Raw genomic sequence first — 21,287 nt, 5'->3', positions numbered from 1 at the left:
GCGCGGCGGCATCATGCGGCGCGGGGTCAAGCGGCGGCAATGGTTCTGGCAGGACTGTTCGCATGGGACATTGGGTATTGGTTCAGACCCCCAAAGGGGCCACAAAAGGCCAGGAAGTCTAACTGACCCCTAGGGGGCCCTGTACGCGGCGTTTCGCACGGCCGGCCCTCAAAGGGGCACGATAATACCTTGACATTTATCGTACCCCTTTGAGGGGCCTATAGCAAATGGGTGGAGGATCGACGCCAGGAGCCGCGGGCCCCAAAGCGAGCGGACGAAACTCCAAGCGGCGACCGACATTGCGGTCACCACCACCGCTAACCAGCCTCAGCTGTTCGTCGTGGTGGCCGGTTTTGCGGTGTACATCAATGGCCGGATGTGGGGTCTTCATTGAGGAGCGGACATTCGCCGACGGTATGTTTCCGGTCTACGGAATCTGCGCGGCGTGTTTGTGCCTCACGTCCATACTTGGCACATCTATGACGCGAAGGTCGGCGTGGGATTGGGCCGCGTCGCCCGGGGAGGCGTGCTACGGAAACAATGATCGATGACGTCGATACCTGGCAGCTCGTGCAACGCTCATGGGACACCGTCTCACCGAAAGATGCGTCGTCCAGTTCACCTCGACGAGGTGCGCTATGAGTGACACCACCGCCGAACGCTCCGATGATGCTCCTCTCGACGAAATCGTGTTGGCGAATCGTGCGATCCGTCAAGCCAAGGCGGTGCACAAAGCACTCGGTGTGCCGTGGGCGACGTGGGGACCGAACGGTGTCCTCTGGATTCCACCCAAGGAATTGCCGGATCTGCCCCTCGAGGATCGCGGAGTGCTGCCGACGACATTGGCGCCCCCTCCGCCGCCAGCCCGCGCGGCCGAGCCTGAGTGCAGGCACTCCTCGGCTGAGCGTCACGCCATTCGCAAGATGCTCATTGGGAGATACATCGGCTGCGGTGTCTTGGAGTCGCCGACGGCCACGAAGCCCAGCGAGGCATAGAACGTCGTACTCCGTTCCGACAGCGAGTCGAGGTATACACCGTGTGCACCAACGGCCTCGGCACCTTGAACACAACGGTACAACGCGTCAGCGAGAAGGTAGCGGCCGTACCCGAGGCGTTGCGCGGCGCTCGCGACAGCAAAGCTGCCGATGTAGAACACAGGGATGTCGAATGACGGCAGTGCCTGCGTGACCGCCTCTTGTATCTCGGCCTTCCGCACGCTTTTGGCCGAGAGCGTGTAGAACCCCAGAACCCCCGACAGTCCGCTCGTGTGGTCAAGCACGTAGACGCGCGCGATACCTCGCTGCTCGTGTTGCCACGCGAATTTCGGCAGATAGTCGTCGAGAGCGGGGACACCGCACGAGAACTCTCGCTTGCAATCGCTGCGCGCCAGCGGACGGATCTGCAGTTGTCCCAAGACATCGACCGTCATTTAGCGCGCGGACGCGGTGGCGCGCTCCCGCGCCTCGCTCATGAGTGTCCGCAGCGCTTCTGGAGGCGTCGCGGCTGTGCTGCCGAGCGACACGATTTGATCGAAAGCGGCGCCGTCGAGATAAACCAGCCGCTCGTCGAGCGATGCCGCGTCGAGGTAGGTTGCCGACAGTTCTCGGATATTCGAGTTCGCCGGCCCCAGACTCGCGATCTGGCGTCCCTCCTGTCGCTGCCGGACACACCAGTCGAGGGCATCCAGCGCACACCGATAGAGTTCGGCGTTCCCCACATCGAGTCGCGCCATGAGCCGCTGTGCTTTCTGGATAGTTGGCGCGTCTGTCACGCTCGTATCCAAGCGGGTCATCGACGACATCGGACTGGACATGGGCGGTTCCTCGAAGACGGATTGAACGGGTGGTTCGACTTACGAAGTATCGCATCTTACAGACATATTACGCAAGTACATCGTACAAACTACGTAGTTTTTACGCATATCACCTGCGTGAATCGCGAAAATCACCTATCTCGTGATGATCGCCAGCTCCGCCACCACCGGCTGATGCTCTGACGGGTACCCGGACAGCACCCGCGCCCGCCGCACGGTGAACTCCCGCGATACCAAAATGTGATCGATTCGCACCTTGTGCCGCCCGGCGAACATGGTGTGCCCAAAGCCCCAACCGGCTTCACTGAAGGCGTTGCGTAGCGAGCTCCAGTCACGCCCCAGCGCGCGCGACTCCACGGGCAGGTTGAAGTCACCGGCCACGATCACGGCGCCACCTCCACGATTGGCCAGGGCCCACTGCGCGATCGCCGCCGAAGCCGTGGACCGCACCTCGACACTCTGCTCCAGCAGGTCGGCACTTCCCTTGCGCGCGGCCCAGAGTGCGTTTCGCGGACTTGGCAGGTGCACGGTGAAGACGTCGACGGTCGTCCCCTCCCACGTGACCTGTATGGCAAACGCCCGACCTGCGTTGCGCGACCCGGTCGAGCGCTCGAGCAACGCCGACGGCAGTCTGGTAGCGACGCAGAACTCCGATTCGCTGTACAGCTGGTATTTCGTATCGGCAACCGATGCCACCGTCTGCATGGCGGCCCTCACCTCTGGCGCACAGTCCTGCATCACGATCACGTCGGCGTCCCACGCCAGCATGTCGGTCACGATGCGCGAGGCCAGCGCGACAGACCGGTCAGTGTTGTAGGTGACTACCCGCAACGTCTTCCCTCCCCCTGCTCCATTTCTCAGCGCCCTCAGCGTGGGTACTTCGAACCCGCTCACGGAGAACAGCGTCACCGTGGCGCCTACGAGGGTGATGAGCACCAGCCGCCATGACTTGCGAAAGGCCAGCGGGACCAGCAGCAGCCACGGGAACACCAGCAGCCACCGTGGTCCGAACAGCAGCAGCATGCCGAGCGCATTGCTGTCGCCCGTGGTGGCCACGGCGATAGCCACGAGCGCCATAGCGAGCGCATAACCTAGGACCGCAATGGTGACCACTCCCGTGACCACGGTGCCCGTTGTGCCGCTTCTCATTCGCTCGCTTGCTCCTTAAATCCCAAGGGTACTTCTCCCCATAGCCCGACGGCGATGACTGCTTCTTCCCTTCCCGACCTCTCCCGCGCTCCCCTCACGATGTTCTCTGAGGAGGAGGAGCTGTTTCGCGCTGCCGTGGCTGATCTGGCCGAATCGGAGGTGCGGCCTCGTGTTCATGCGATGGAGGACGCCGGAAAGATCGACCCCGCACTCACCGCGAAGTTCGTGGAACTCGGTTTGATGGGTATCGAGCTACCGGAAGAGTTCGGCGGTGCCGGCGGATCGCTGATGATGGTCGCGATCGCCGTGGAAGAGCTCAGCAAGGTAGACGCGTCGGCGGCGATTCAGGTGGACGTGCAGAACACGCTCGTGAATTACCCGTTGTACCGGTACGGCACCGCCGAGCAGCGCGCGCGTATTCTGCCGCGCATGACGTCGGGCACGATCGGCGCCTATGCCCTTTCCGAGCCGGGCTCGGGTTCGGACGCGTTCGCTTTGGCCACGCGCGCCGAACAAACGGAAGGCGGCTGGACGCTGAACGGGTCGAAGGCGTGGATCACGAACGGCGGTGAGGCCGATGTGTTCGTGGTGTTCGCGAACACGCGTCCCGATATGGGCTACAAGGGTATCACGGCGTTCATCGTGGAGCGCGGCACAGCCGGCTTCTCGGTGGGCAAGAAGGAACACAAGCTGGGGATCTGCGCCTCGAGCACGACGTCGCTGCACTTCGACAATACGTTCGTGAGTGATGCGAACGTGTTGGGCGACGTGGGCACGGGTTACAAGATTGCCATCGAGACGCTGAACGAAGGGCGCATCGGCATCGGTGCGCAGATGATCGGTGTGGCGCAGGGCGCACTCACGGCCGCGGTGGCTCACCTGAAAGAGCGCAAGCAGTTCGGTAAGGCGCTGGCCGAATTTCAGGGCATTCAGTTCCAGGTGGCGCAGGCGGCTACCGAACTCGAAGCGGCGCGTCTGATGGTGTACAACGCGGCGCGCTTGAAGGACGCGGGTCAGGATATCGCGCGCGAAGGCGCGATGGCGAAGTTGTACTCGTCGCAGATGGCCGAACGCGTGACGTCGCTGTGCGTGGAGCTGTTCGGCGGATACGGGTATACACGCGAGTATCCGGTGGAGAAGTTTTATCGTGACGCGAAGATCGGCACGATTTACGAGGGGACGAGCAATATGCAGTTGCAGACCATAGCGAAGGCTGTGCTTCGGTAAGTGCGGGATGAGTTTGGGGGTTTGAGTCGAAGTTTGGGGTTTTGGGTTGGGCGCGTCGTACTGGTGGCTAGTGTGGCGCTCATCGCCGTGGCCACGTTGGCGCCTTACGGGGCGATGGCGGCGGGGGTGATGCCGCCGCGGTGGTGTCTCGTGTGCGGTGGGTTGTGGGCTACCGATGGCATCAGCAATGTCGTGCTGTTTGGGCCGTTCGGGTTGGCGCTTTCGATGTTGGGGGTGCGGTGGTGGCTGGTGCTGGTGCTGTCGGCGGGGTTTTCGTTGGGTGTGGAGTATCTGCAATCGATTGGCGTGCCGCCGGGGCGATCGGCGGCTTGGGCGGATGTGGTGGCGAATGCGTTGGGTGGTTTGTTGGGGGCGTGGCTTTGGGCGCGGCGTGGGTGGGTATTCCCGACGTCGTGGCGGGTGGCGGCGGGACTGTCTTGGGGGTGGGCGGTTGGTGTGGTGCTGCTGTTTGGGCTCACGAGTGCGGCGTTGGGGCCGCGGTCGGGGGAGGGCGGGCGGGTTTGGGCCGATGTCGCGGGGCTTCCGACGTATGGATCGAGCACGCTGCTGTTCACGCCGGGGTATGGATGGTTTGGCGGACTGGCTGATACGCTCACGGTGAACGGGGTTTCTTTTACGCATCGTGGGACGGGGCCGCTCATGGCGGTCGTTTCGCGCGAGCCGGCACGGGTGGCCATGCGCGTGGTGGTGCGCGGTCGTGAGGACGGGGGCGCGCTGGTGCCGATCGGCTACTTGCACGTGGTCGGCGACTCGTCGGCGGTGGCGTTCGTGGGTGAGGAGGGGGAGACCGCCTCGCTGATCGTGACGCGCCGCGCGTGGGACTGGGGGCTGGCGATGCCCACGTTGCAGTTGGACAGCGTGTTTGCTGGGCGGTCGGTGATCGACCCCAGCGTGGTGGTGGTGGAGGCGTGGATCGCGCCGGATACGCTGCGGCTGTCGGCACGATCGGCGGCGTTCAGTGGCACGCGATCGATGGCGCTCACGCCGCTGCTGGGGTGGGCGTTGATTCAGACGGTCTTTTCAATTGGTGGGGATTTTGAGCTATTGGCGCATATATGCTGGATTGCTGTGCTGATGGTGCCAATTGGATGGTGGGGAATTCAGGCCTTGACGCGGCGTTGGCGCGTGCTGGCGATCGCCCTGTTATGGCTCGCGGTCAGTGCCGCGGCCATGCCGCGTGTCTTTGGGGTGGCGCCGGTGGGCGGGCGGGACTGGGTGCTGATGATTGGCCTGCTCGCGGTGGGGGCGGCGGCGGGGCGAGCGGCCAGTAGTGCGATTGCTCCTTTGGAATAGTCAAGCCGTAGTTCAAGGAATCTTGCTCGGGAGACTCACTTCTCTGATACTTTGGCATGGCCAGGCCGCTCGTCGACTTCAGTCACCTAACGCCCGCCGAGCGCATCGAACTCGCCGAGCAGCTTTGGGAAAGTCTTGATCCCGCTGCCGTTGGGCCGGCGGCGGCCGATGCCGCGCTGCTTCGAACCCGGCGTGCTGCGCTGGAGGTCGACGGTGACCCAGGCACACCATGGCGCGAGACGATTCAGGAGTTGAGCAAGCGCGGCGAATGACACCGCAGTCGGTCGTACGTGTGCCGCCATCGAGGAGAATCCAGAGCCGTTCCCGGTGACGCTCGATGACATTCGTCAACCATGCCATCTCCACCCGACTGGGCCATACGCCCCGCTCGGGAGTATCATTCGGATATGCTCGGATCCGTCATCGGTGTTCTCGACCTGCTCCTCGGTGTGCTGCGCCCCGCCGTCTTCGTGGCCGGCGCCGTCGCCGCCGTGGCGGCCGTGGTGTCGTACAGCGTGCGCACCCGCAAGATCTCGCCTTTCTCCCCCTTCGCGCGCTTTACCCGCGACCGGGTAGACCCTTGGCTCATCGCGCCCATGGAGCGCCGGATCATGCGCGCCGGCGGCACACCCTATGCCGCGCCCTGGTGGGCCTTGGCCGCCGTCGTGGTGGGTGGCCTGATTTTGCTGTCGGCGGTGGGCTTCCTGCGCGACCAGATCATGATGCTGGCGTACATGAGCACGTCGGGCGCGTCGCTGGCCGCGCTGCTGGTGCGCTGGACCTTCAGCGTGCTACGCTTGGCGCTGTTCGCCCGCGTGATCTCGAGCTGGGTGGGCGGCAGTCCCTACTCCAAGTGGTGGCGCTGGTCGTACGTGCTCACCGAATGGTTCCTGGCGCCGATGCGTTCGGTGATCCCGACCATCGGCATGATCGATATCACGGTACTGATCGCGTACTTCGGGCTGGGGATTTTGGAGAGTGTGATCACGTCGGCACTGTTGTGAACGTGTGCTTTCACGCGGGAAGCGATGTGGTGAGGAACGTGTATGGGCCACCGGAATCACCGCTACGATGCCGGAAGCAGTGGTGGCCACCCTCGCTGCACCATTCGGAGCGGTGATTCCGGTGGCCCCCACGCGTTGCCCGCCAAACAGCTTCCCCGTCAGTATCCGCCGTTCGCTACAGTGTCCCGCGATCTCGGCTGGCTTCCGGGCAATGCGCACGGCGAGTCGGGCACGCCACGTGGGGCGCTATACACTGGTGAGTGGACATACCGTGACGGTCTCCAGCATCTCGCTGAACACGTCGAGGCTGACGATCACGACAGGTCTGGTTTTGGCGATTTCCGCGCCGACCGTGGGGTCGAGCTGCGCCTGGCAGACGTCGTAGCGCTTCACTTCGGCTGCTTTGTCGGCCGCAGTTCATAGGTCGCCTTGGGTTCCGCCACCTGACGCAACGGCGGGCGATGCCACGTGATGTCAGCAAGACCGTCACCTGACGTGATGTCCCACTTGCCCCGGCCACTGTGGCGAACGGGTGATTTCACACTGGAAGCTGTTTGGTAAGGAACGTGTATGGGCCACCGGAAGTACCGCTCCGGATGGTGCAGCGGTGGTGGCCGCCTCGCTGCACCATCCGGAGCGGTACTTCCGTGAGCCCTCACACGTTCCTTACCAACCGGCTTCCCCGTCAGCATCCATCGTTCGCCACAGTGGTCGGACTGGCCATTCGGACCCATCGGCATCTTTGTAACAGTGCAAATGGCGCGGAACCGCACCCACCTTGGCCGTGTTCAAGGTGGTGTTAGGACCGGTTGGTCTTATACCAAAACATAGAAATCTCGGAGCTTTTCTGATGCGTAAGCTTTCCATGCTCGTTGCTGGTGCGATGTTCGCTGCAGCCGCTCCGTCGATCGTGCAGGCGCAGGACAAGGACATCGTCGAGACGGCGGTGGCTGCTGGTTCGTTCAAGACGCTGGCCAAGCTCCTCACGGATGCCGGCCTGATCGAGACGCTCAAGGGCCCGGGCCCGTTCACGGTGTTCGCGCCGACGGACGAAGCTTTCGCGAAGGTGCCGGCCGCCACGCTGGCCGCGCTGGGCAAGGACAAGGCCGCGCTCAAGAACGTGCTCCTGTATCATGTCGTCGCCGGTAAGGTGATGGCGGCCGACGCGCTCAAGCTCGCGGGCAAGGGTGCCAAGACGGTTGAAGGCCAGGAAGCGAAGATCAGCGTGATGGGTGGCGTGCCGATGATCAACCAGGCGCACATCGTGACGACGGACATCATCGCGAAGAACGGCGTGATCCACGTGATCGACGCGGTCCTTCTGCCGCCGGCGAAGTAATACGCTGACTGCGAAGTAGGGAGTTGGGAGTAAGGTGTAGGGAGTAGGGAGTGCGACGAACGCGGGGTGACCTTCATGGTTGCCCCGCGTTTTTCGTTCCTTAGCGGCCAAGTCCGATGTCAATGCTGACCAACACTTCCGCGAGGCGCTTCGGAGCGAGCGAGCGCATCCGCTCGACAAGAAACGTGCGGTCCAGGGCAAACAGCTGCGAGGCGTTGGCGACCGAGTCCTTCTTTAGACCCGTCACCTTGGCGGACAAAAGAGTGTTTCCCGGCGCTTCGGCCCACGCAAGGTTGCTCGTGAGCGGGACACACAGCACGGTCGGCAACCGGCTGCGATTGAGTGCATCGCCTTGCACCACGACGACCGCGCGGCGAAAACCGGCGGCCGACCCGCCCGGCGTCGGCAGTTCCGCCCACCACACGTCGCCTTGGGCAACGGCTACCATTCGACGCGGGCGAGCAACTACTGCGCGGCCGCCTGCACGAACGGGTCGGGGGCGGTGCCGATTTCGTCTATCACCTGATTCATCGCTTCGGTGACGTCGTCCGGAGCGTGGCGGTGCAGATACTCGGCAACCGCTTCCGCGTACAATTGGCTGCGCGACTTCTGGGTGCGCTGCGCGTGGCGTTCGGCCGCCTGAAACACGGCATCCGGGAGTGAGATGGCAGTCTTCATACCATGAGTATAACTACTTTGACTCCCGGCGGTCAGATTATGTAACGCGGGCTGACCATCACGGTTGCCCCGCGTTACTCTTTTTCGGACCCTCCTACCCCGGCTTCATGATCGCTTTCCGTATGCTCCTTGGTGTGGCCTTCGCGGCTACGCCGCTCGGCCTCTCGGCGCAGTCCGTTTCCGCTAAGGCGCCCGCCGACCTGATCGTCACCAACGCGCGCGTGTACACGGCCGACGACGCACGTCCGCTGGTCGAAGCATTCGCGGTGCGCGATGGACGCATTGCGTTCGTGGGGTCGCAACGCGAGGCGGCGGTGCTGAAGGGTCCCAACACGCGCGTAGTGGACGCGGGCGGTCGCACGGTGATCCCGGGTATGGTCGACGGGCATGCGCATTTCAGCGGGCTCGCGCAGACGCTACGGTCGGTCGATCTCACGGGCACGAACAGTTTGGCCGAGGTGATCGCGCGGGTGGTGGCCAAGTCGAAGTCGGTGCCCAAGGGCACGTGGATCACGGGCCGTGGATGGGACCAGAACGACTGGGGCGTGACCGACTTTCCCACGCACGACGCGCTCACGGCGGCGCTGCCCGATCATCCGGTGCTGCTGGAGCGCGTGGACGGTCACGCCACCTACGCCAACGTGGCGGCCATGAAGGCGGCGGGGGTCACGGCGGCGTCGAAGGCGCCGGTGGGCGGGCAGATCATCACCGATGCCAAGGGCAATCCCACGGGCGTGTTCGTGGACAACGCGAGCGACGTGCTCGAGGCCCAGGTGCCTGCTCCTACGACGTCCGAGTACAAGAGCGCGCTCAAGGACGCGATTGCGCTGATGCACCGTTGGGGTCTCACGGGCATGCACGATGCCGGCGCCACACGCATGGCGATCGACACGTACGAGGAGTTGGCAAAGTTGCAGGAGCTCAACCTTCGACTGTATGTGATGATCGGCGACGACAAGGCGGCACTCGATCACTACTTCGCGAAGGGACCGCAGTCGGCGATGTACAATGGCCAATTGTGGGTGCGCGCGGTGAAGCTGTACGCCGATGGGGCGATGGGTTCGCGTGGCGCGGCACTGCTGGAGCCGTACAGTGACGATCCGAACAACAGCGGCCTGTTGAAGAGCACGCAGGCGCACATTCGTGAAGTGGCGGAGCGTGGACTGAAGGCGGGCTTCCAGGTGAACACGCACGCCATCGGCGATCGTGGCAATCGCGTGGTGCTCGACGCGTACGAGCAGGCGCTCGAGACGGTGCCGAGTGTGGATCACCGGTTTCGTGTGGAGCACGCGCAGATTCTGCACTACGACGACATCCCGCGCTTTGCCCAGCTGGGCGTGATTCCCAGCATGCAAGCCAGCCATCAAACCAGCGACATGTACTGGATCGGCAAGCGCCTGGGGCCTACCCGCTTGTACGGCGCGTACGCGTGGCAATCGCTGCTGCAGACGGGCGTGGTGATTCCGAACGGCAGTGACTTTCCGGTGGAGCAGGTGAATCCGCTGATCTCGTTCCATGCCGCCATCGCGCGTCAGGATGATCGCGATTGGCCGGCGGGTGGGTGGTTCCCCGAGCAGAAGATGTCGCGTGACGACGCGTTGCGCAGCATGACGATCTGGCCGGCGTACGCGGGGTTTCAGGAGAAGGACATGGGTTCGCTAACAGCGGGGAAGTTCGCGGACTTCGTGATTCTCGACACGGATATCATGCGGGTGCCCGTTGAGCTGGTGATGAAGACGAAGGTGTTGTCGACGTACGTGGGTGGGAAACTGGTTTTTGATGCGGTCCGATAGATCGTGTGAGTTTGGAGTGGTGGGTTGAAGTTTGGAGTTTTGGGTGACGGGCAAACAACGCACGGCGAACGCATGACGCGAGACTTTTACTCACTACGCTTAGCTCACGAGCGATCCAGCAATGCGCACTGTTTCTCTGCTCCCCGCCGCCACCGAAATCATGGCGTTTCTCGGTGCCACCGACCACCTCGTGGGTGTGACGCACGAGTGCGATTATCCCGACGTCGTTGTGTCGCGTGCGCGGGTGACGACCAGCAGCATTCCGCATACTACGGACCCGGCGGAGGTCGACGCGGCGGTGCGTGAACTGCACGGCGCAGGGCACGCGCTGTTCTCGATGGACGAGGCGCGCATCAGGGCGCTGCATCCCGACGTGCTGCTCACGCAGACGCTGTGCGATGTGTGCGCGATCAGCGAAACCGACGTGCGTGCGCTGGCGCAAAAGCTTTCACCCATTCCGCGCATCGTGACCTTGGGCGGCACGACGTTGGACGGTGTGTACGCCGACATTCAGGCGGTCGCGCAGGCGATGGCCGCCAGCGACGAAGCCGAGGAACTGCTGGCGGGACTGCACGACCGCGTGAAGCATGTACACGACATACTGAAAGCCGCCAAAGCGCCGCGCCCGCGCGTGCTGCTGCTGGAGTGGACCGACCCGGTGTACATCGCCGGTCACTGGGGCCCCGAACAGATCAAACGCGCCGGAGGCTTCGACGTCCTTGGCACGGCCGGCCTGCACTCGACCAAGGTGCCGATGGAGCAGCTGGTGGCGGCCGATCCGCAGTTCGTGCTGTTCGCGCCGTGCGGCTATTCACTTGCCGCGTCAGTGGCCGAAGCGAAGCGCTGCCTGGCGCTGCCGCAGTGGTCGTGGCTGGCCGGGCGTCAGGTGTGGGCGCTGGACGCGAACGGCTTGGTGAGCCGCCCAGGACCACGCATTGTGGATGGGATCGAGGCGATGGCTCGCGTATTCAATCCGGGGTTGTTCACGGGGATTGATGCGAGGCATGGGGTGAGGGTGCGGTAACGGGGGACTGGGAACGGCAAAAGCGAACTCCCAAGGAAAGAGGAGGGAGGGTTTCAGGGGGCAGGCAACAGATCTTCGTCACCCCACCCACAACTTCACCGCCATCCCCACCATCAGCACCGCGAACATGCGCTTCAGCACCACCGCATCGACGTGGGTCGCGATCTGAGCGCCGAAGTACGCGCCGACCGCCATGCCCAGCGAAATCAGCAGCGCGTCCTTGATCTCGAGGTGGTGGCCGGCGCGGTAATACGTCGCGGCGCCGATGGCGGCGCCGAGTGGCAACACGAGTGCGGCGAGCGAAGTGCCGGCGGCCTGCTGGGGCGACATCTTGGCCAGGTAGATCAGCGCGGGTACGACCACGATGCCGCCGCCGATCCCGAAGATGCCGGAGAGCACACCGGCGCCGAGTCCGATCGCGAGAAGGAGGAGAGTCATGCGAAAAGAATAGCACCTATATTTGGGCTATGCTTTCTGAATCCTCCGTAGCCTTCCTCAAGCGCCTGCTCGACACGCCCGGTCCGTCGGGTTTCGAAGGTGCACCAGCGCGTGTCTGGCGTGCCGAAGCCGCCACGTTCTCCTCCGTGAAGGCCGACGTCGTCGGCAACAGCCTCGCCACGGTCGAGGGCAGCGGTGGTCCCACGATCCTGCTGGCCGGTCACATCGACGAGATCGGCGTGATCGTGACGTATATCGACGAGAACGGCTACACGTACTTCGAGGCCATCGGCGGCTGGGACCCGCAGGTACTGGTGGGGCAGCGCATGCGCTTTCTCGGTCGCCACGGTGACGTGTTCGGCGTGATCGGCAAGAAGCCGATTCATCTCATGAAGCCGGAAGAGCGCGAGAAGGCGTCGAAGATCACCGACCTGTGGGTCGACATCGGTGTGAAGAACAAGGCCGAAGCGATGGAGCATCTGGAAATCGGCGACGCCGGCGTGATCGACGCGCGCGTGATGGAGATGCCGAACAATCGTATCGTGTCACGCGCTATCGACGACCGCATCGGTGCCTTTGTCGTGCTCGAAGCGCTGCGTCGCTATGCCGAAAAGCCCGGCGCCGCCCGCGTGATCGCGGCCGCGACGACGCAAGAAGAGATCGGCTACGCCGGCGGTGGTGCACGCGTGGCCGCGCAGCAGCTCGATGCCAAGATGGCGATCGCGGTGGATGTCACGTTCGCCACCGATCACCCGGGCGTGGAGAAGAAGGAACTCGGCGAACACAACGTGGGCGGTGGACCGGTCCTCACGCGCGGTTCGATCGTGCACCCAGTGGTGTTCCGCTTGCTCGCCGATACAGCCAGGAAGCTCGAGATCCCGTACTCGGTACACGCCGCGGGTCGCTTCACGAGCACGGACGCCGACGGCATTCATCTCACACGCGATGGCGTCGCCACGGCGCTGTTGTCGATTCCCAACCGCTATATGCATTCGCCCAACGAACTCGTGTCGCTCGACGACCTGGATCGTGCGGCAGAACTGATCGCGGAAGCGTGTCGCGCGGTTACGGCGGACACAGATTTTACCGCGCGCTAGTTCGTGGTTGGGTGTGCTTGCGGGGCCGTCCGCGCCACCGCCCCCTTAGCCGAGTAGAGTCCGAGTCGCCGAGCATTTCTTCTCGTCCGGCGCTCACGCGCCGTGCCTCGAAGAAACGAGTCGGCTTTCGGACTCTCTCGGCTGCGGGGTCGGTGGCGCGGACTAGGCTCGCGCGACCCCAGCTTGCTGCCCGCGCAACGATGGAGTGAGGCCGCGGGTTACGCGCGCAGACTCGGTCGTGGCGATCGGTGGTGGCGCGGTGAGACGGTCGCCGGGCGACTGTCGTTCGCGTTGGGGGCGGTAATCGCGCAACAGCAAACAGCGCTGGCACCGGTGCCGGCTGCGAGGGGAGGCTGAGAGTCCCTGGCAGCCGACTCGTTTCCTCGATGGCCGGCGCGAAGCGACGGCCGAGAGGAAATGCTCGGCGGACAGGGATCTACTCAGCCTCCCCGAAGCCTGCGCATAATCAAAGCGCTGTCAAAAACTCAGGCAATGCTAGCCCGCAACAGAACGACAGCCGCCGCCACTTCGGGGTCAGCGTCACCGACGAGCGACTCGATCGACGATAGCACAGCGTAGCCGCGTGCGCGAACGAGGGCCTCGAGGGCGGCGATGCGAATCCACGCGTCGCGATTGACTTGGCGTTCGCCCGGCTCGGCCGCTGCGGCGGGTTGCGCGATGCGCAGCAACCGCTGGATCGCGTCGGCGCTGCCGAGTTTGCCGAGTGAGGCGAGCATTTCGAGCGCTACGTCTTCATCGCGCTCCTTGTCGAGCGCGGCGGCCAGCCGTGCCGCGGGAGGGCGAACGCCTCCGCCACCGCTGCCGGGCAAACCGTAGGCGGCGGCGGAGATGCGTCGCACTTCCGGATGCTTGTCTTCCACGACACCGTGCAGACCGTGCATGGCCTTGGCGGTGCCGAGTCGCATGAGGGCGCGGGCAGCGGCGATGCGAATGCGATCGTCGTCGTGCGTGAGCAGCGGCAGCATGGCCACGTCGGCTTGTTCGACGCCCATTTCGCCAAGCAGCGCGACGGCGTTGCGCACCACGAACCAGCGGCTGTCGCGCACGAGTTCGAACAGCAAAGTGGCGTTGAGATCGAGCGCGACGATGCTGTCGAAGTACGCGCGTCGGGCCTGACTCTCCGGCGACGTCATGAGCTCTTGCACCAGCACTTCGACCGCCGCGTCGCCGGCGCGGGCCATGAGTTCGAGCGTAATGGTGCGCTCGGGAGTGTACGGCACGCGCGTAGCCAGCAGTTGCAATGACGGGCGGTGCAGCAAACGTCGCATGATACGTTCGCCGCCGAGTCGCGCACCGCTGCCACCAACGTCGTGCACATGCTGCATGGTGGCGCGCGCGATCGATTCGATCGTGAGGGCGTCACCGCGAAATTCCGCGCCGTCGATGAGTTCGATGAGCAGATCGCCGGCGGCCAGTGCCGCGTCATCGGTGCGTGCGGCGGCCAGGCGGGTGAGCGCGTTGGCGACCGCGCTGCCGCCCGCAGTGCTGTTGCCGACCCCGCTGTCATCGATCACCGCCGAACTGGAGGGCGTGAAGCGCGGTGTTGAATCGGCCCCGGGCTGCAGCGGCGTGACGAGCACGCTCCACGATCGCAGCAGTTCGCGCGGCGGTTCATCGCTCATGACCGCGCGATTGATCGTGGTCGGCGTGTCCCCGGACAACGCACGGGCGTCTTCGCCGGTTCGAAGTGGTTGCGCGAAGAGCGATGCGAGGGTGAGCAATTCGCCGGGGGCGGCGCCCTGACGCACGGTGATCGAGCCGATGCCGAGGGTAAGCGCGCGCCGCAGCAGTCCACCAAGCAGCGGGTCGTCGGCCGCCAGACGTCGCTCGATGGGAACACCCTCGAGCACGAGCTGGCCATCAATGACCCGGCACAGCAACGCCCCGTCGCGTGAACGCGCGGTGAGTTGGCGGAGGGCATCACGCACCAATGGCTGCATGACGAGCTCGGCGTCGATCTCGCCGGCCCTCTCGGGCGGACGAAGGGCCTGCACCGTGACCACGCGATCGATGAGCAGTGCCAGCGCCCTGAGTACGGCACGGGACGATCGGCCGTCGGACACGACCCGCTGCATGCCACTGTCGGTCGTGCTCGCACTCGGAGTGCTGCGTCGGTAGCCAAGGGGAGCCATGCGCGGGAAGTTACGAAGCGGGCATGTCGATGGCGATAGTGACCGCCGCTTATCTTCTGAACATGGGACACAGCGACCTTTCCGCCACGCCGCCAGGCGAGCCAACGACCGATGGCGTGACGCAGACGACCGACTTGCCACTCTATTGGCGGGCCGATGGTCCACCCGGCGCGCCGCCGCTGCTGGTGCTGCACGGGGGCCCCGGCGCGCACCATGACTACCTGTATCCGCAGATGCTGGCGCTGTCCGACAGCTACCGCGTGATCACCTATGATCAGCGCGGCGGCGGCCGCTCGAAGACCGATGACCCGGCACCGATCACGTGGCAGACACAGGTCGGTGATCTCGCCCGGATCGTCACGGAGTTCGGTTTGATTCCCCCCACGATCATCGGCTACTCGTGGGGCGCGCTGCTGGCGATGCTGTACGCGATCGAGTGCGCGCAGCACGGCGATGCACGTCTCGCGCCGGCACGTCTCGTGCTGGTGTCGCCGGCGCCGATCACCCGTGCGTGGCGGGACGAGTTCGAATCGTCGCTCTCAGTGCGTGGGCGAAGTGCAACGATACTGGCAATGCGCGAGGAGCTCGCAGCCTCCGGATTGCGGGAGCGCGATCCCGCCGCGTATCGTCAGCGGGGGTTCGAGTTGAGTGTGGCCGGATATTTTGCCGATCCGTCACGCGCACGTGCGCTCACGCCGTTTCGCGTCACGGGTCGTGTGCAGCAGTCGGTGTGGAACAGCTTGGGCGAATTCGATATCAGGGACGATTTGCGTGGCGTCCACTGCCCGACGCTCGTCATTCACGGCAAGCAGGATCCTATACCGCTCGAGTCGGCTGCCGCCGCTGCGCAGTCGTTGAGCGCGGAGTTCATCGCGTTGGACGATTGCGGTCATGTGCCGTACGTCGAACAGCCGGAACTCTTGTTCGCCGCCATCCGTCGTTTCCTTGCAGAGAGCCATGGTTCCCTACGGTCCGGTCACCCACACGCCGCTCACCACGATTCACGTTGATGACCGCTATGTGCGCGTGACATTGCACAGCGCGCACGACGGCATCGAACTGGTCGGTCGCCTGTTCTTCGCCGAACAGGGGTGGACGAACAGCGGCATCCCCGATCGCGGGGTACTTCCCGGCCGCACGTTGCACGACGTGGAACTGCTGGCCCGTGATCTCCGTCCAAAGGAGCTGGCGCAGCGCTACCGTCGCGCCAACGCCGAGAAGCGACGGTTCCACGGTCTACGTCAGCTCACGCTCGAGCTGCTGTCGAAGGTGCGGTACATGAACCAAGTCGCGGTGAGCGTAAGGACGGGGCTACTGGACGGTGAGGCCGCTGGCCAGGAGCTGGATTTGACGGAGACGCAGATGGAGGAGCTGGTGCGGCAGGTTAGGCACTTGGCGGGGATTGAGGGGTGAACTGCCAACTGCAACTACGAACTGAAAACTCCCTAGGGAGCAGGGAGGAGGGTTTCAGGGGGCAGGAAGCAGGGGGAAACGCGCTGTTGCTGCCTCCTGCTTCCTGAGACCCTCCCCCCTGCTCCCTGGGGAGTTTCTTACCAGTTCACGGTCCCCAGCTCTCAGTTGCCAGTTCCCCCCCCGCGGACCACGCTAGATTTGACGTATGGATTGCCGCGCCGCTGCCTTCGCCCTGACCCAGATCGCTACGCTCCTCGAGCTGCATGACGAGGACCGGTTTTCGGTCCGCGCGATGCAGACGGCGGCGCGGGTGGTGGCGACGCATGGCGAGACGGATCTGGGGCAGGCGCTCGCCCGTGACCTGGCGGCGGAAGATGTCATCGCCCCGGCGGCGATCGAGGTGCTGCGCGATCTTGCCGTGAGCAACGGGTCGGCCCTGCTGGAGCGTTTGCAGGAAGAGACGCCGGAGGGACTGCTCGAGATGCTGCGCGTGCCCGGACTGGGGCCGTCGCGCATCCGCTCGATTCACGATGGCCTCCACGTGGACTCGCTGCTGGAGCTCGAGCTCGCGGCGCGCGACGGACGTCTGGCCGAACTGCCGAAGTTCGGCGCCAAGACGGCGGAGAAGATCCTCAAGGGCATCGCCGATTTGCGGGCCACGGGGGCGTACGTGCTCTGGCAGCATGGTCGTGCCGAGGCCGAGCGCATCGCCGAGGCGATGCGTGCGCATCCGGATGTGCTGGAGCTCGAGATCGCGGGTTCGATCCGTCGGCGCATGGAGATCGTGCGCGACGTGGATCTGGTGTGCGCCGTGCGCGGAAGTCCCAGTGTGGTGGCGGCCACGTTTGCACAGCTGCGTGGTGTGAAGGAAGTGCTGGGTGGTGGCGGCCGCACGTTGTCGTTGCGTCTCGAAGACGGCGTGCGCGTGGACGTGTCCTGCGTGCGTCCGGAGCAGTTTGCGCTGGCGCTCTGGCGCGCCACGGGTAGCAGCGCGCACGTGAAGCAGATCACGGAGCGCGCGGCCACGATGGGCTTCGTGTTGGCGGGTGACGAACTGCGTGATCGCGACGGGGCGATGGTATCGATTCCCGATGAACCGGCACTGTACGCGCGACTGGGACTGGCGTATGTGGTGCCCGAGCAGCGCGAAGCGATGGGCGAAGTGGACGCCGCAGCGCGTGGCGCGTTCCCGACGCTGATCACGGAAGCGGATCTGGTCGGTGCCCTGCACTGCCACTCGCAGTACAGCGACGGCGGCGCCACGATCCACGACATGGCCAGCGCGGCACGTGCGCGCGGCTTGCGCTATCTGGGTGTCTCCGACCACTCACAATCGAACACGTACGCCGGCGGCTTGTCACGCGACGCAATTCTGCGGCAGCATGACGAGATCGAGGCGTTGAATGCGCAGTACGTGACCAACGGGATCGCGTTCCGCGTGCTCAAGGGTATCGAAGCCGACATTCTCCCCTGCGGTCGCGTGGACTACGACGCGACGTTTCTCGATCGCTTCGACTTCGTGATCGGTTCGGTGCACACGCGCTATGGCATGAACGAGCGGCAGATGACGGACCGCGTGCTCAAAGCACTCGACGATCCACATCTCACGATTCTGGGGCACCCCACGGGTCGCTTGTTGCTTACGCGCGAACCATACGCCATCGATATCGCGGCCATTATCGAGAAGGCCGGCGCGGTGGGTGTAGCGATGGAGCTCAACGCCGACCCGCATCGTCTCGACATCGACTGGCGCGCGTGCCGTGTGGCCCAGGAGAAAGGCGCGCTGGTCAGCATCGGCCCCGACGCGCATTCACCGCAAGGCTTCGAGCATCTCGAACTCGGCATTGCGAACGCACGCAAAGGATGGCTCACGCCCGCCAACGTGCTCAACACGCGCACAGCCGACGAGGTCCTCGCCTTCGCGCGCGCGCGACGCAACGGACAAGTCGCGACACCGCCGCATCTGCGCGTGATGCAGGGCTGATGTGAAGCCTGTGGTGAAGAATGCGACGCGCAGCATGACGAAGACGAATGGGCAGAAGCCGTCGCAGCGCGCAGCGCTGGTGTCGCGCTCGCCGAAGACCAAGGCCGACAAGCTGGCCGTCAGCTCGGTGGTGCTCGAGCGGCTCAAGGCGGAGTATCCCGACGCCCACTGCGAACTGGACTACCGCAATCCGTTCGAGCTGCTCTGCGCCACGATTCTCTCGGCGCAGTGCACCGATGTGCGGGTGAACATGGTCACGCCGGCGCTGTTCGCGCGCTACCCGGACGCGCACGCCTTGCGCGCGGCGACGCAGGAAGACGTGGAGGAGATCGTGCGCAGTACGGGCTTCTTCCGCGCCAAGGCGAAGAGCCTGATTGGCATGGCGGGCATGCTGGTGGCGAAGTACGACGGCAACGTGCCCCGTACCATCGCCGAGCTGGTACCGCTCGCGGGGGTTGGACGCAAAACGGCGAATGTGATTCTGGGTAATGCGTTCGACATCAACGAAGGCATCGTCGTGGACACGCACGTGCAGCGGCTGGTACGGCGACTTGGGCTCACGCGGCAGGCGGACCCGATCGGGATCGAGCTGGCATTGATGCCGCTGTTTCCGCGTGACGACTGGGCGCTGCTGAGTCACCTGTTGATCTGGCACGGACGAAGAACGTGCTTCGCGCGGAAGCCAAACTGTACAGGGTGCGTCATACAGGAGAGCTGTGCGAGTTGGCCGGCGGTTTGACTGCTGACGGCGCTAGGAATAAACGGCGCTAGGAATAAGGGGCGCTAGGAAAAAGGGGCGGAACTGGTTTAAGTTGGCGGGCTGCGGCGAGGGCTAGGACGGAGGCGGCTACGATTGTGGCTTGGCCTAGTTCGATGCCGGCGTTGAAGCCGGCTAGGCTGGCCAGCTTGTGGGCGCCGTGGAGGCCTGCGTCGGCGATGGATGATGCGAAGCCGAGTCCGTGCAGGAGGCCGCAGGCGAACACGATTGGGGCGCGAGTGCGGACGCTGGCGGTTTTGTGCATGATGTTGAGTGCGAACATCACGGCGATGCTGGCGAGGATCAGTGGCTCGACGATGCTGGAGGGTACGCGCACCACGTTCAGCATGCCGAGTGTGAGGGTGATGCTGTGCGCGACGGTGAAACTGGTGAGTACGGTGAGCCAGTAACGCCAGCCGGCGGCGGCGGCGATGATCGTGAGCACGAACAGCACATGATCGAAGCCGGTGAGGATGTGCTCCATGCCGAGGGCGGTGTACTGCGCGGCGACATGCATCGGACTCTGAAAGAACTGATGGTCGGGGTGTCGCGCGCGGATCACGGCCATCTCGGTGGCGCTATCGTGCATGGCTTTGATGGCCAGTTGTTGCTCGGCACCGTGCGCTCCGAACAGGTCGGTGCGGATGTTCAGCTGCAGTGGTACGTTGGCGAATGATTGCTTCACGAGCACCAACAGGTGCGTTCCACCGCCGATGGAGTCGGGGTCGTTTTCGACCAGTTCCACTGACAGTTGTAGGAACTCTCGTGTCCCGGGGTCGGTGCCGTTGCGCAGCTGCAGCCGCGAGGAGACCTGCTGCTGCAGCGCTGCCTGATGGCGCTGCAGTTCGATCATGGACAGTCGCCCATTGCCATCGTCGTCAAAGCCCGTGAGCGCGGACACGGGAATGGACAGAGCGCCGAACACGGCACGATCGCGCACGTTGAGCGTACCGGACTGCGCGGGCATGAGATGCGCGTGCAGCGGCGCGGCCGACGCGGTGAGCGCGATGCTGACGGCAGCGAGTGTGCGGCGCACGGACGCGACTACACCGTACCCTTTACACATCGCTGCACGTACGGATACGTGGACGTGATGTAGTAGTGATAAATGCCGGCGGGATACTCCGGCGTGACACCGGTGCGGCCGTTGCATTCATCGAGGTCACCACTGCCGGCGGCGTACGTGTAGTCCTGCGTAAAGGTGCCCATCGGAAAGATCGTGACCGACGGACGTCCGGTATCAGGCGTGGTCTTGAGGCGGTAGCTCGACGTGACGGATTTGATGCCCGACGACGCGTTGGTGGCGGCGACGTAGCCGTAGCGCGCGTAGACCGGGAAGCCGTCGACCGCGAAGCCCACGAGGGTCATGGCCTGTCCCTTGTTGAGCTTCGTGAGGTAGGCCTCGGGCAATCCGTGGTAGTGGTACTGCCCGTTGGGTTGCACGTGGGCGTTGCTTTCGTCGGTGCCGAACTGAAACGCACCGCCGATGGCCTCGAGGCGCCAAGGATCGGTACCCATGGCCGCCACGCAGCCGCCGCCCGGATTGACGGAGGTGGCGTTGGACGTGCAGGTGCCGGCGGTGCCCGGGTCGAACTTCACGCTGTTGAGCGCATAGGCCGGATTCATCGTCGTCACCGCCGCCGCGCCAAGCGTGGGCGTGAAGCGGAAGTTGATCGTGAGATTCTGCGCACGGATCGGGGTCGCGAAGTTTCCCATGGTGACCGGATGATCGGGAATCCCATTTCCCGTCATCGTGCGCGTGGCGGAGGAACACGTCCACTTCACTGTGCTCGTCGCATTGACCTTGGGTGAGCTGTTCACGGTCGAACTGTTGATGGAGCACGCCACGCCATCAACGGTGGTGCCCGTGGGCTGCGTGGCGCTGGCGGCATTATCGGAAGCACAGGCCGAAAGCCCTGCCAGCACACAGGCGAGCGGCAGCGCATAGCGAAAGAACATGGGTACCCCGAAATGGCGTGGAGAGCGGCCTTCGTCGCATTTGACGTACTCTATTTCCCTATTGTTAAAAATGACGCCCGTAATTCCTAGCGCCCCTAATTCCTAGCGCCCCTAATTCCTGGCGCCCCTAATTCCTGGCGCCCCT

Annotated in this window: 22 protein-coding genes; 12 read left to right on the top strand and 10 right to left on the bottom strand. The window is 64.4% G+C overall.

The features are described from left to right. Positions 1–907: 907 nt before the first annotated feature. The 3 genes from ACESNG_RS03800 to ACESNG_RS03790 form a co-directional block, all read right to left on the bottom strand. Positions 908–1,429, bottom strand: coding sequence for a GNAT family N-acetyltransferase (locus ACESNG_RS03800; RefSeq protein ID WP_373065147.1), 522 nt, complete (start codon positions 1,427–1,429; stop codon positions 908–910). Continuing rightward, positions 1,430–1,813 (bottom strand): hypothetical protein, encoded by a 384-nt coding sequence (locus ACESNG_RS03795; protein WP_373065149.1) that lies wholly within the window; start codon positions 1,811–1,813, stop codon positions 1,430–1,432. It lies immediately after the preceding gene. A 135-nt stretch (positions 1,814–1,948) separates the two neighbouring features. Then, positions 1,949–2,962, bottom strand: a complete 1,014-nt coding sequence (locus ACESNG_RS03790; protein ID WP_373067892.1) for an endonuclease/exonuclease/phosphatase family protein — start codon at positions 2,960–2,962, stop codon at positions 1,949–1,951. 54 nt (positions 2,963–3,016) lie between these two features. On the opposite strand from ACESNG_RS03790, the gene ACESNG_RS03785 reads away from it, so the two are divergent. From ACESNG_RS03785 to ACESNG_RS03770, 4 genes are all read left to right on the top strand, one after another. After that, positions 3,017–4,189 carry an acyl-CoA dehydrogenase family protein gene (locus ACESNG_RS03785; protein ID WP_373062547.1) on the top strand — a complete coding sequence of 391 codons (1,173 nt, stop codon included), beginning with the start codon at positions 3,017–3,019 and terminating at the stop codon, positions 4,187–4,189. Between the two features lie 63 nt (positions 4,190–4,252). After that, positions 4,253–5,503, top strand: a complete 1,251-nt coding sequence (locus ACESNG_RS03780; protein WP_373067890.1) for a VanZ family protein — start codon at positions 4,253–4,255, stop codon at positions 5,501–5,503. A 56-nt stretch (positions 5,504–5,559) separates the two neighbouring features. Beyond that, positions 5,560–5,775, top strand: a complete 216-nt coding sequence (locus ACESNG_RS03775) for an addiction module protein (protein ID WP_373067888.1) — start codon at positions 5,560–5,562, stop codon at positions 5,773–5,775. Positions 5,776–5,910: 135 nt separating this feature from the next. Continuing rightward, entirely contained in the window at positions 5,911–6,507 is a 597-nt protein-coding gene (locus tag ACESNG_RS03770) for a YggT family protein (RefSeq protein WP_373062541.1), read from the top strand. A 246-nt stretch (positions 6,508–6,753) separates the two neighbouring features. Here the strand turns inward: ACESNG_RS03770 and ACESNG_RS03765 are convergent, their stop codons facing one another. Continuing rightward, complete coding sequence (locus ACESNG_RS03765) at positions 6,754–6,900, bottom strand: type II toxin-antitoxin system PemK/MazF family toxin (protein WP_373067886.1); 147 nt, start codon at positions 6,898–6,900, stop codon at positions 6,754–6,756. A gap of 457 nt (positions 6,901–7,357) precedes the next feature. Between ACESNG_RS03765 and ACESNG_RS03760 the strand changes: the two genes are divergently transcribed. Then, a complete protein-coding gene (locus tag ACESNG_RS03760; protein ID WP_373060366.1) occupies positions 7,358–7,846 on the top strand; it encodes a fasciclin domain-containing protein in 489 nt (162 codons plus the stop codon). A 100-nt stretch (positions 7,847–7,946) separates the two neighbouring features. Here ACESNG_RS03760 and ACESNG_RS03755 read toward each other — a convergent pair whose 3' ends face one another. Both ACESNG_RS03755 and ACESNG_RS03750 read right to left on the bottom strand, forming a co-directional pair. Then, positions 7,947–8,294 (bottom strand): type II toxin-antitoxin system PemK/MazF family toxin, encoded by a 348-nt coding sequence (locus ACESNG_RS03755; protein ID WP_373067884.1) that lies wholly within the window; start codon positions 8,292–8,294, stop codon positions 7,947–7,949. 17 nt (positions 8,295–8,311) lie between these two features. After that, entirely contained in the window at positions 8,312–8,524 is a 213-nt protein-coding gene (locus ACESNG_RS03750; protein ID WP_373067882.1) for a hypothetical protein, read from the bottom strand. A gap of 107 nt (positions 8,525–8,631) precedes the next feature. On the opposite strand from ACESNG_RS03750, the gene ACESNG_RS03745 reads away from it, so the two are divergent. After that, positions 8,632–10,317 (top strand): amidohydrolase, encoded by a 1,686-nt coding sequence (locus ACESNG_RS03745; RefSeq protein WP_373067880.1) that lies wholly within the window; start codon positions 8,632–8,634, stop codon positions 10,315–10,317. Positions 10,318–10,438: 121 nt separating this feature from the next. Further along, the gene (locus ACESNG_RS03740) at positions 10,439–11,341 is read left to right on the top strand and encodes an ABC transporter substrate-binding protein (RefSeq protein ID WP_373057771.1); all 903 of its coding nucleotides are present in this window, start codon (positions 10,439–10,441) and stop codon (positions 11,339–11,341) included. A gap of 78 nt (positions 11,342–11,419) precedes the next feature. Here the strand turns inward: ACESNG_RS03740 and ACESNG_RS03735 are convergent, their stop codons facing one another. After that, positions 11,420–11,779, bottom strand: coding sequence for a TSUP family transporter (locus tag ACESNG_RS03735; RefSeq protein ID WP_373057773.1), 360 nt, complete (start codon positions 11,777–11,779; stop codon positions 11,420–11,422). A 29-nt stretch (positions 11,780–11,808) separates the two neighbouring features. On the opposite strand from ACESNG_RS03735, the gene ACESNG_RS03730 reads away from it, so the two are divergent. Beyond that, positions 11,809–12,876 (top strand): M42 family metallopeptidase, encoded by a 1,068-nt coding sequence (locus tag ACESNG_RS03730; RefSeq protein ID WP_373057775.1) that lies wholly within the window; start codon positions 11,809–11,811, stop codon positions 12,874–12,876. 485 nt (positions 12,877–13,361) lie between these two features. Here the strand turns inward: ACESNG_RS03730 and ACESNG_RS03725 are convergent, their stop codons facing one another. Beyond that, the gene (locus ACESNG_RS03725) at positions 13,362–15,029 is read right to left on the bottom strand and encodes a HEAT repeat domain-containing protein (protein WP_373057777.1); all 1,668 of its coding nucleotides are present in this window, start codon (positions 15,027–15,029) and stop codon (positions 13,362–13,364) included. A 62-nt stretch (positions 15,030–15,091) separates the two neighbouring features. Between ACESNG_RS03725 and ACESNG_RS03720 the strand changes: the two genes are divergently transcribed. The 4 genes from ACESNG_RS03720 (at position 15,092) to nth (ending at position 19,165) form a co-directional block, all read left to right on the top strand. Next, positions 15,092–16,039: an alpha/beta fold hydrolase gene (locus tag ACESNG_RS03720; RefSeq protein WP_373067878.1), complete on the top strand. Its 948-nt coding sequence runs from the start codon at positions 15,092–15,094 to the stop codon at positions 16,037–16,039. Then, entirely contained in the window at positions 15,987–16,442 is a 456-nt protein-coding gene (locus ACESNG_RS03715; protein ID WP_373067876.1) for a hypothetical protein, read from the top strand. The genes ACESNG_RS03720 and ACESNG_RS03715 overlap by 53 nt, the downstream gene beginning before the upstream one ends. A gap of 205 nt (positions 16,443–16,647) precedes the next feature. Next, positions 16,648–18,426: a PHP domain-containing protein gene (locus ACESNG_RS03710; protein ID WP_373067874.1), complete on the top strand. Its 1,779-nt coding sequence runs from the start codon at positions 16,648–16,650 to the stop codon at positions 18,424–18,426. Positions 18,427–18,460: 34 nt separating this feature from the next. Next, the gene (gene nth / locus ACESNG_RS03705; RefSeq protein ID WP_373057785.1) at positions 18,461–19,165 is read left to right on the top strand and encodes an endonuclease III; all 705 of its coding nucleotides are present in this window, start codon (positions 18,461–18,463) and stop codon (positions 19,163–19,165) included. A 28-nt stretch (positions 19,166–19,193) separates the two neighbouring features. On the opposite strand, the gene ACESNG_RS03700 is transcribed toward nth, so the two are convergent. Further along, positions 19,194–20,219, bottom strand: a complete 1,026-nt coding sequence (locus ACESNG_RS03700; RefSeq protein ID WP_373067872.1) for a HupE/UreJ family protein — start codon at positions 20,217–20,219, stop codon at positions 19,194–19,196. Positions 20,220–20,227: 8 nt separating this feature from the next. Further along, a complete protein-coding gene (locus ACESNG_RS03695) occupies positions 20,228–21,142 on the bottom strand; it encodes a YHYH protein (protein ID WP_373067870.1) in 915 nt (304 codons plus the stop codon). Between the last annotated feature and the right edge of the window lie 145 nt (positions 21,143–21,287).

It is taken from the genome of Gemmatimonas sp., from assembly GCF_041689975.1.
In the GTDB taxonomy this organism is placed as follows: domain Bacteria; phylum Gemmatimonadota; class Gemmatimonadetes; order Gemmatimonadales; family Gemmatimonadaceae; genus Gemmatimonas.
Note: the sequence above shows the minus strand (reverse complement) of the source record. Positions and strands in the feature narration are given on the sequence as shown.